Raw genomic sequence first — 10232 nt, forward strand, 5'->3', positions numbered from 1 at the left:
ATGGACTTCTTCGTCGACGACCTGACCGCACGCACCGGCCGGCCGACGGTCCCGGTCACCGGCGCCCAACGTCCGGTGCCGCTGATGCACAGCTACGCGATGACACCCATCCACGAGACGATCGCCGAACTCGTCGATGCCGGTCGGGCACCGATCTACATCGTGCACTTCACGCAGCAGGCAGCCGTCGAACGAGCGCAGGCGCTCCTGTCGGTGAAGATCTGCACCAAGGAGGAGAAGGCCGCCATCGCCGAGGCGATCGGCGACTTCGCCTTCCGGACCGGCTTCGGCGGCACGCTGTCGAAGCTGCTGCGATCGGGTATCGGCGTGCACCACGCAGGCATGCTCCCCCGCTACCGACGGCTGGTGGAACGACTGGCCCAAGCGGGACTGCTCAAGGTGGTCGCCGGCACCGACACCCTCGGCGTCGGCATCAACGTGCCGATCCGCACGGTGCTGTTCGCCGGCCTCACCAAGTACGACGGCCATCGCGTCCGGCGGCTCCGCGCCCGTGAGTTCCACCAGATCGCCGGACGCGCCGGACGCGCGGGCTACGACACCGTCGGCTACGTGGTCGCGCAGGCGCCGGAGCACGACGTGGAGAACGCGCGAGCGGTCGCCAAAGCCGGCGACGACCCGAAGAAGCTCAAGAAGGTGGTCCGGCGCAAGGCCCCCGAGGGTTTCGTGAGCTGGGGCGAGCAGACCTTCACCACGCTCGTCGACGCGCCCGACGAGGAACTCAAATCGCATTTCCGGATGACCACCTCGATGCTGATGGAAGTGCTGGAGCGACCGGGCGACTGCTTCGCCGCGCTCCGTCACCTGCTCGAGACCAATCACGAGCCGCGGTCGCGCCAACTGCGCCACATCAAGCACACGATCGCGCTGTATCGGGACCTCCGAGAGACAGGCATCGTCACCAAACTCGACCGGCCCGCCGCCGACGGCAAGCACGTCGAGCTCTCCATCGATCTGCCCGAGAACTTTGCGCTCACCAACCCGCTGTCTGCATTCGCAGTGGCCGCATTCGAACTGCTCGACACCGACTCGGACACCTACGCGCTCGACGTCATCTCGATCCTCGAGTGCACGCTCGACGACCCCCGGCAGGTTCTGATGGCGCAGCGCAAACAAGCACGCGACACCGCGATCGGCGAGATGAAGGCCGACGGCATCGAGTACGAGGAACGGATGGAACGCCTCGAGGAGATCACCTGGCCCCAGCCGCTGGCCGAGGAGATCGGGTTCGCGTACGAGACCTACCGCCGCGGCCACCCCTGGCTCGCCAACACGCCGCCGTCGCCGAAGTCGGTGCTGCGGTACATGCGCGAACGGTCGATGACGTTCGCGGAGCTGATCTCCGACCTCGGGCTCGCGCGGAGCGAGGGCGTCGTGCTGCGCTACCTCACCGATTGCTACCGGGCCCTCAACAGCGGCCTGCCGATGTCGGCGGTCACCGACGAGATCGAAGACATCACCGACGAACTCGGCGCGTTGATCCGTGGCGTCGACTCCAGCCTCATCGACGAGTGGGAAGCTCTGACGGGGCAGGACGCCTGACCCGGTTACTGGGCCCTCGGTTATTGGGCCCTCGGTTATTGGGCCGTCGGTTATTGGGCCTCCATCACCGGCGTCACGGCACCACTCGCCGCCACCAGGTCACGGATGTCGGCGGCCAACTGTCGGTACGCGTCACCGCGTCCCGACGACTCGCGATAGACGAGTCCAATCGTGCGGCCCGGCCGTGGACGTGCGAACTCGGCCGTCGCGAGCCCTCCCGCCGCCGTCTCGACCGCCACCGCGGTCTGCGGAATCAAGGTGACGCCGAGGCCGCCCTCCACGCACTGCACGGCGGTCGTCAGCGACGCCGCCCGCGTCTGCCGCACATCGGGTGAGACGCCAGCCAACTGACACACTTCGAGCGCTTGATCACGCAGGCAGTGCCCCTCGTCGAGGAGCAGCAGCGGCAGGTCTTCCAGCAGTTTCGGGGACAGTCGCTTGCGGTCGGCGAGTTGATGCCCCTGCGGCAGCGCGAGAACGAAATACTCTGTGTACATGGGGATCTCGCCGATCCCGGGGGTATTCGCAGGCAGCGCGAGCACCGCCGCGTCGAGCACGCCGTCACGTAGCTGCCCGAGGAGTCGGTCGGTCTGATCCTCCACCACCAGGAGTTCGAGCCCCGGGCGACGGTCGGCCAGCCCGCGGAGCACCCGCGGCAGGATGTACGGCGCAATCGTCGGGATGAATCCCAGCCGAATGGCGCCCGACAGCGGGTCCAGATCGCCCGCGGCGTCGAGGACGAAATCGTCGACCGCATCGCACACCGCAATGGCCGAGCCGAGCAGGCGGCGTCCCTCCGCGGTAAGCATCACGCGGCGGGTGGTTCGCTCGACGAGTTTGAGCCCCAGCCCGGTCTCCAGACCGGCGAGGGCCTGCGACAACGACGGCTGGCTGACACCCAGGTCGGCGGCCGCTGCACCGAAGTGCAGGTGCTTGGCAACGGCGACGAAGGCGCGCAGCGCGGTGATCGGCGGTTGATAACTTTGATCGCTCATACCTATCAATATAGTGACTACTATCGCATTTGCTTTTCATTGGGTTTCGGGCAGAATGGATTGTGCAGCCGGAGACCACAGTCTCTGAGCCCAGATCTTTTCTCTCGCAACACAAATCCGCATTGAAGGAGTATTTCCATGGCTCTTCTGACCATCGGCGACCAGTTCCCGGCCTACAACCTCACCGCTGTCATCGGCGGCGACCTCTCCAAGGTTGACGCACAGCAGCCGGACGACTACTTCACCACGGTCACGAGCGATGACTACGCAGGCAAGTGGCGCGTCGTCTTCTTCTGGCCCAAGGACTTCACCTTCGTCTGCCCCACCGAGATCGCTGCCTTCGGCAAGCTGAACGACGAGTTCGCCGATCGCGACGCACAGGTGCTCGGCGCGTCGGTCGACAACGAGTTCGTCCACTTCCAGTGGCGTGCACAGCACGAGGACCTGAAGACCCTCCCCTTCCCGATGCTGTCGGACCTGAAGCGTGAGCTGGCCGAGGCCGCAGGCGTCCTGAACGCCGACGGCGTCGCAGACCGCGCAACCTTCATCATCGACCCGAACAACGAGGTCCAGTTCGTCTCCGTGACCGCCGGTTCGGTCGGCCGCAACGTCGACGAGGTCCTCCGCGTCCTCGACGCCCTGCAGTCGGACGAGCTGTGCGCCTGCAACTGGAAGAAGGGCGACCCGACCATCGACGCCGGCGAGCTCATGACCGCAGGCGTCTGATTCGGGCCACCCCCGACACCTGACCGCCACACCACTCGAAGGATTCGATCGACGTGAGCATCGACAACCTGAAGAACGCACTCCCCGAGTACGCCAAGGATCTCAAGCTGAACCTCAGCTCGCTCAGCCGCACCACCGTGCTGAACGAGCAGCAGCTGTGGGGCACGCTGCTGGCCACCGCCGCAGCCACCCGCAACGCCACCGTTCTGCGTGAGATCGCCGACGAGGCCGCCGACAATCTGTCGGAGGAGGCGTACAACGCCGCTCTGGGCGCTGCTTCGATCATGGGTATGAACAACGTCTTCTACCGCGGTCGCGGCTACCTCGGCAAATACGACGATCTGCGCCCCGGCCTGCGGATGAACATCATCGGCAACCCCGGTGTCGACAAGACCGACTTCGAGCTGTGGTCGCTGGCGGTCTCCGCCGTCAACGGCTGCGAGCACTGCGTCGGCGCACACGAGAACGTCGTCCGCGAAGGCGGCCACGACCGCGAGGTCGTGTTCGAGGCGCTCAAGGCCGCCTCGATCGTCGCCGGTGTCGGCCAGGCGATCGACGCCGCCGAGGCGCTCGCGACGGCAGGCGTCTAAGTACGCAGACGTCTAGAAACTCTGCAGCCCTGCGAGGCTCTGTGCCCCACCGGTTCTCCGGTGGGGCACTCTGCGTTTTCCGGGACAGCCCCGGATGCATTCCCGGCGGCTACCAGCGGTTGTGGACGTGCTCGGCGAAGCCGACCAGTCCGTTGAACTCGACGACCTCGTCGCCCGTGTCGAAGGTGCCCGACCAGATTCCGAAACACTGATCGGTGGCACCGGAGAGCACACCGAAATTCGTCCGAGTCCGCTTGTCGTGGAAGGGCGTCAATTCGGCCTGCAGGCCGCCTCCGGAGATCCGCCACGGAGCGAGGAAGTCGTCCGTCGCATAGTCCCAGCGCAACTCCGATCCGATCTTGTGCAGGCGGCCGTCGATCACGACTCCGTTCTCAGTGGAGCCGGTGCCCTCGGTCCACTTGCCGCCGAACTGCAGACCGATGGTCCGCCCGTGCGTCCGGCCCGCACCGGCAGCCCAGTTCCACGTGATGTCGTACGGCCAACGTCCGCGCCCGTGATCGAGCACCGCCCACGACTGTCCTTCCGGCAGAACGTGCATCACCCCGCCGACCGTCAGCGTTCCGGACGCAGGCAACGCGACGTCCTTGACCGTGTATTGAAAGCGGGTGTCGCTCCACGGCACCACCACAGCCAGGCAGTCGTGCCCCGCAGCTCGGCGGACCGTCACGTCGATCTCCGCGTCAGCGATCACGGCCCGCAGACGGGTGCCTCCATCGCGCATGGGCGTGATGTCGATCGTCAGTCCCTTGGCACGAGCCCGGGCAGGTCCGTCACCGAGGCTCGGGGGCAGTTCCACCCCGCGCGGTGGAATGACTGTCGCCGCCTTCCCGACCTCCTCCCCCGTCCGCCGATCGAAGACCCACACCTCGTGCACCGCGGCGTAATCGATCGACGACACGGTGAGCGCAGCGATATGCGTCGGGGTGATGACATTCCAGTACTCCCATCGCTTGTTGCGCAGAAGCCCGTGCCGGCCCGTCCACCGCGAGCCGCGACCGATGCCCGCCGTGTCGACGAGCGGTCGCCGAGCGAAGCCGACCGCCGCCCGATTCAGCCGCCCGTCCGGGCCGGTCAGCGACACCCGTTCGGTGAGCTCGCGCTCAGCATTCGCCGGACTGTCGTGGTTCATGCGTCTGCCACCGGAGTCATGCCGACGAGTATCTCATTCGCCAGATGGCGCCCGCCCGGCGAGAATGGTCGGCATGAACGATCTCCTCACCGCACCGGGTCCCGGTGCGCCGCGCGGCCTCCGGGTCCCCGCAGCCGAGTTGACGGAGCTGTTCTCCCGATCGTCGGGACCGGGAGGACAGGGGGTCAACACCACCGATTCCCGAGTGCAACTCAGCCTCGACCTGGCGACGACAACGGCGTTGGACGACGCCCAGCGCGCCCGGGCGCTCCGCCATCTCGCGACGCGACTCGACGGCAGCGTCCTCACGATCGCGGCCTCGGAAGAGCGCGCCCAGCGGCGCAACCGCGTCGCAGCCCGACAACGCCTCGCCGACCTGCTCCGCGAATCCGTCGCCCCGCCGACGCCCCGGCGACCCACACGGCCGACCAAGGGCTCGCAACGACGCCGCCTCGACGCCAAAACTCGGCGCGGAGCTGTCAAGGCGAACCGCCAGCGACCGAAGACTGACTGACTGACTGACTGACCACGAGCTGGAGCGGGGGCCGGACCAGAACGCGAACAGACCCCGGCCGGTGAACGTCACCGTATCCGGGGTCTGCCGCTACTTCAGGTGGGCGACCGTCGACTGACAGAATCTGTCAGTCAGCCGGCGGCCACCTCCTCGGTCCTGAAATGAATCATTTCTTCGACCACCTCCTTCCCGTTGACCATTCGAACGCTACGCCCGCCCGGGGCACTCGGCAACGGATTTACCGACTTGGCTTCGGTACCGTCGCAGTGGTGATCATCTGGCTCAACGGAGCGTTCGGCTCAGGCAAGACACAGACGGCGGCAGCCCTCGCTCGGCGGATGTGTGACGCACACGTGGCGGATCCCGAGCTGGTCGGCCACGCGATTCACAGCATGCTGCCGCCGGCGCAGCGAGACGACTTCCAGGATCGCCCACAGTGGCGATCGGCCGTCGCCGAAACCCTCGCGCAGGCAGATCGCGACGCCGTCGGCCCCATCATCGTTCCGATGACCCTGGTGTCGCCGAAGTACTTCGACGAGATCGTCGGGACCCTCCGCCGTGCGATGGTCGATCTCCGGCACGTCACGCTCAGCGCCTCGCCCGAAACGCTTCATCGACGGCTCGGCGGACGCACCCCTGCCATCGCCTCGCGGCTGCTCGGAATCGACGAGTCGTGGGCCATCGCGCAGATTCCTCGCTGCACGTCGGCGCTGGCGGACCCGATGTTCGGGGCACACGTCGACACCGATGATCGATCGCTCGACGAGGTGGTGGAAGCCGTGGCGGCCACCGTCCACGTAGACCTTCCTCGTGGCCGAGAGTCGATTGCCGCCTCGAAGGTGCGGCAGTTGCACACCTCCCTGAGGCACATCCGTTTCTAGTCGCTGTCCGCTGCTCCGCCCGCGACGGCGGCCAACCGCTCGATCGAGGCAGCGAGACGCGCCGGCGTCGTCGCGCGTGCGCGAACCTCTCTTTTGGCGTCGTGCAGATCTGACCAGTCGTAGGTGTGGACCACTCGCGTCCCACGCTCATCGTCGAACAACTCCCAGCGCCACAGGTGCCCGGGAGGCGGACTGCCCACCTCGGACGGCTTCCACGCAATCAGTCGCCCCTCGTCGAACTCGACGATCACGTTCTCGCGCACGGCACCGGCCTTGGTGAGACGCATGGTGAAGGAGGTGCCCACCGCACGGACCCGCTGCCCCGGATCGGCACCGGCGAGGTTGTCGTTGCCGTCCCACTCGGGTTGTCGTGCCGGATCGGCGATGAGTTCGAAGATCACCTCGCGCGGCGCGGCGATCACGCGCTCGGCAACCACCACCCGGTCGGACGGACGGTCGGTCGTCACGACGACCGCCCGACGACGAAGGGCGCTGCGGGAACTGCTCGGCTGCTTCTGGTGTCGGTGCTCATCAGCGCATTCTCCCTCACCAGTAGAATCGCTGTCATCATGTCTGCCTCGATCTCTTCTGGCTCAGTAGCGTCCAGCCCGACCTCCACACTGACGATCTCCTATCCCCCGGAGCTTCCCGTCAGCGCCTGCCGCGACGAGATCGCCGAGGCGATCGCGGCCCACCAGGTCGTCGTGATCGCGGGCGAGACCGGCTCGGGCAAGACCACCCAGCTCCCGAAGATCTGTCTGGAGTTGGGCCGCACCTCGATCGGTCACACCCAGCCTCGTCGGATCGCTGCGACCTCGGTCGCCAAGCGCATCGCGGACGAACTCGAGACCGAGATCGGTGACGCCGTCGGGTTCCAGGTCCGCTTCTCGGACAAGGTCGGCAAGAACACGCTGGTCAAGGTGATGACCGACGGAATCCTGCTGCGCGAGATCGGACGCGATCCCTCCCTGTCGGGCTACGACACGATCATCATCGACGAGGCCCACGAGCGAAGCCTCAACATCGACTTCCTGCTCGGCTACCTTCGTCGACTGCTTCCGCGACGTCCCGATCTCAAGTTGATCATCACCTCGGCGACCATTGAGCCCGACCGATTCGCCAAGCACTTCGCCGGGCCGGTCGACGAGGTCCCGATCCTCGAAGTCTCCGGGCGCACCTACCCGGTTGAGATCCGTTACCGCCCCCGCGAGACCGACGACTCCGACCACGACGATCTCGACCAGATCGCGGCGATCGATGCCGCGGTCACCGAACTCTCGGCGCAGGGCAGCGGCGACATCCTGGTGTTCCTGCCGACCGAGCGCGACATCCGCGATACCGCAGACGCGCTCAAGCGGCGCCGCGACGCCGACATCGTTCCGTTGTTCGCCCGCTTGTCGGTCGCCGAGCAGCAGCGGGTCTTCGCGCCGTCGAACGGGCGCCGCATCGTGCTCGCCACCAACGTGGCCGAGACCTCACTGACCGTGCCGGGCATCCGCTATGTGATCGATTCCGGCACCGCCCGCATCTCCCGATACTCAACGCGCACCAAGGTCACCAGGCTCCCGATCGAACGGGTGTCGCAGGCCAGCGCCCGCCAGCGCGCCGGCCGCTGCGGTCGCGTGGCGCCCGGCATCTGCATCCGGCTGTACTCCGAGGACGACTTCGACGCGCGGGCGGAGTACACCGACCCGGAGATCCTTCGCAGCAACCTGGCCGCCGTCATCCTCTCGATGCTGTCGCTGCGACTCGGCGACATCACCGAGTTCCCCTTCGTACAGGCACCCGATCCCCGTGCCATCCGCGACGGCATGACGCTCCTGTCCGAACTCGGCGCGGTCACCGAGATCGACTCCGCCACCGCCCGGCTGACCAAGGTCGGCAAGGAACTCGCCCGCCTGCCCGTGGACCCGCGCCTCGGCCGGATGCTGGTCGCCGGCCACGAGAACGGCTGCCTCGACCACATGCTCGTGATCGCGGCGGCACTCGCGCTCCCCGATGTCCGCGAGTTCCCGACCGACAAACGCGAGGCCGCGACCGCCGCCCACCGTCGTCACGCCGTACCGGGCTCCGAATTCCTCGGACAGGTGAAGCTATGGCAGTACCTCGCCGAGAAGCGCGACGAACTATCCGGGAATCAGTTCCGCAGAATGTGCGAGCGCGAGTTCCTGCACTACCTGCGGATCCGCGAATGGCTCGATCTCCATCGCCAGCTGACGCGTACCGTGCGCGACCTCAAATGGCAGATCCCGGACACCGCAGCCGACGCCGCCGCCGTCCATCGCAGCCTGCTGACCGGCCTGCTGACCAATGTCGGCGCGCGTCAGGGCGATACCCGGGACTTCTTGGGCACCCGCGGAACCAAGTACGCGATCTTCCCCGGCTCGTTCCTGGCGAACAAGCCGCCCGCCTTCGTCGTGGCGGCCGAACTCGTCGAGACGTCCCGCCTGTTCGCGCACACGGTGGCCTCCGTCGACCCGCTGTGGGTCGAGGAGATCGCCGGCGACCTGGTCACCCGCACGTACTCCGAGCCGCACTGGTCCACCCGCCGCGGTGCCGTGATGGCACACGAGAAGGTCAGCCTCTACGGTGTGCCCCTGGTGGCGCAACGGCGCGTCAACTACGGCCCCATCGACCCCAAGACGGCCCGCGCGATCTTCATTCACGAGGCGCTCGTGGCCGCCCGGTGGAACAACCGACACGCATTCGCCAAGCACAATGCCGAACTGCTCCGCGAGGCGGAGGAAACCGAACAGCGCGCGCGCCGCCGCAATCTGCGCATCTCCGACGACGACCTCTTCGAGTTCTATGCGGCCCGTATTCCGGCGAACGTCGTCTCAACCCGTCACTTCGACTCGTGGTGGAAGAAGGCCGGCCGTGCCGACCCGACGCTGCTCAACCTCAAGCCCGAAGAGTTCACCGACGCCGACGCGCCCAAGGCCGCCGACTTCCCCGCAGCCTGGCTGCAGGGCGAGACCAAACTCGAACTGCGCTATCACTTCGAACCGGGATCTCCCGATGACGGAATCACCGTGGTCATCCCCCGCCCGCTGCTCAAGCACGTTCGCGACAGCGGCTTCGACTGGTCGGTGCCCGGCATGCGCACCGAGCTGGCGACCGCGCTGATCAAGTCCCTGCCCAAGGGCCTCCGCAAGTCGATGTCACCCGCGTCGCGCTACGCGGACCTGGCGCTCAGCCGACTGACTGCCCGCAGCGAACCGCTCCTCGCCGGCCTGTCCCGAGAGCTGTCGAGCATCACCGGCGTCACCTTGACCGCTCGCGACTTCCGCCCGGAGAACGTGCCATCGCACCTGCACATGCACTTCGCGATCATCGACGACAAGGGCGCGGTGATCGCCCGCGGAGACCGGCTCGCCGCGCTGCGCGAGGATCTCGACGGCGGTGCGGCGGGCACCGCATCGGAACCATTGCATCGAGCCTGGCAGGCCGACGGTCTCGGCACCCTCGCGGAGTCGGAGACCGCGACGGTGGCCGGCCAGCAGATCACCCGATATCCGACGTTGCAAGCCGTTCCCGGCAAGGGCGTCCGCCTCGCGACGGCTGCGACCACGACCGAACGCGATCACGGCATCCGAGCCGCGGCCATCGAACTGCTCCGCGAGACCATCGCGCCCCCGAGCCGCAAACTCGCAACCAGTCTGGGCCCCGCCGCCAAACTCTCGCTCAGTCAGAACCCGTATCGCGACATCGACGCACTGCTCGCCGACTGCACGTATCGCGCAATCCTCGATGCCGTGACCGACGAGAAGAACCTCGCAGGTCTGCGCACTCCGGCCGACTTCGCTGACCTGTCGG

The 10232-nt window shown here is 67.1% G+C and carries 9 protein-coding genes; 6 read left to right on the forward strand and 3 right to left on the reverse strand.

Translation table 11 applies throughout. The features are described from left to right. On the forward strand, positions 1-1560 hold a 1560-nt coding region (locus tag GX543_RS15520), incomplete at its 5' end, for a DUF3516 domain-containing protein (RefSeq protein ID WP_290853205.1). Between the two features lie 50 nt (positions 1561-1610). Here the strand turns inward: GX543_RS15520 and GX543_RS15525 are convergent. Further along, the gene (locus tag GX543_RS15525) at positions 1611-2555 is read right to left on the reverse strand and encodes a hydrogen peroxide-inducible genes activator (protein ID WP_290853207.1); all 945 of its coding nucleotides are present in this window, start codon (positions 2553-2555) and stop codon (positions 1611-1613) included. Between the two features lie 138 nt (positions 2556-2693). Between GX543_RS15525 and GX543_RS15530 the strand changes: the two genes are divergently transcribed. Continuing rightward, positions 2694-3281 (forward strand): peroxiredoxin, encoded by a 588-nt coding sequence (locus GX543_RS15530; protein WP_290853208.1) that lies wholly within the window; start codon positions 2694-2696, stop codon positions 3279-3281. Between the two features lie 53 nt (positions 3282-3334). Further along, positions 3335-3871, forward strand: coding sequence for a carboxymuconolactone decarboxylase family protein (locus GX543_RS15535; RefSeq protein ID WP_290853211.1), 537 nt, complete (start codon positions 3335-3337; stop codon positions 3869-3871). Between the two features lie 109 nt (positions 3872-3980). Here the strand turns inward: GX543_RS15535 and GX543_RS15540 are convergent, their stop codons facing one another. Beyond that, positions 3981-5021, reverse strand: a complete 1041-nt coding sequence (locus GX543_RS15540) for a DUF2804 domain-containing protein (RefSeq protein ID WP_290853212.1) — start codon at positions 5019-5021, stop codon at positions 3981-3983. Between the two features lie 73 nt (positions 5022-5094). Between GX543_RS15540 and arfB the strand changes: the two genes are divergently transcribed. Both arfB and GX543_RS15550 read left to right on the forward strand, forming a co-directional pair. Continuing rightward, on the forward strand, positions 5095-5535 hold the full coding sequence (gene arfB, locus GX543_RS15545; protein WP_290853213.1) for an alternative ribosome rescue aminoacyl-tRNA hydrolase ArfB: 441 nt from the start codon (positions 5095-5097) through the stop codon (positions 5533-5535). 269 nt (positions 5536-5804) lie between these two features. Beyond that, complete coding sequence (locus tag GX543_RS15550; protein ID WP_290853215.1) at positions 5805-6416, forward strand: AAA family ATPase; 612 nt, start codon at positions 5805-5807, stop codon at positions 6414-6416. Here the strand turns inward: GX543_RS15550 and GX543_RS15555 are convergent. Further along, entirely contained in the window at positions 6413-6883 is a 471-nt protein-coding gene (locus GX543_RS15555) for an SRPBCC family protein (RefSeq protein ID WP_290853217.1), read from the reverse strand. The genes GX543_RS15550 and GX543_RS15555 overlap by 4 nt on opposite strands. 102 nt (positions 6884-6985) lie before the next feature. Between GX543_RS15555 and hrpA the strand changes: the two genes are divergently transcribed. Beyond that, on the forward strand, positions 6986-10232 hold a 3247-nt coding region (gene hrpA / locus GX543_RS15560), incomplete at its 3' end, for an ATP-dependent RNA helicase HrpA (protein ID WP_290853219.1).

It is taken from the genome of Gordonia sp. (in: high G+C Gram-positive bacteria) (assembly GCF_012515855.1).
GTDB lineage: Bacteria > Actinomycetota > Actinomycetes > Mycobacteriales > Mycobacteriaceae > Gordonia.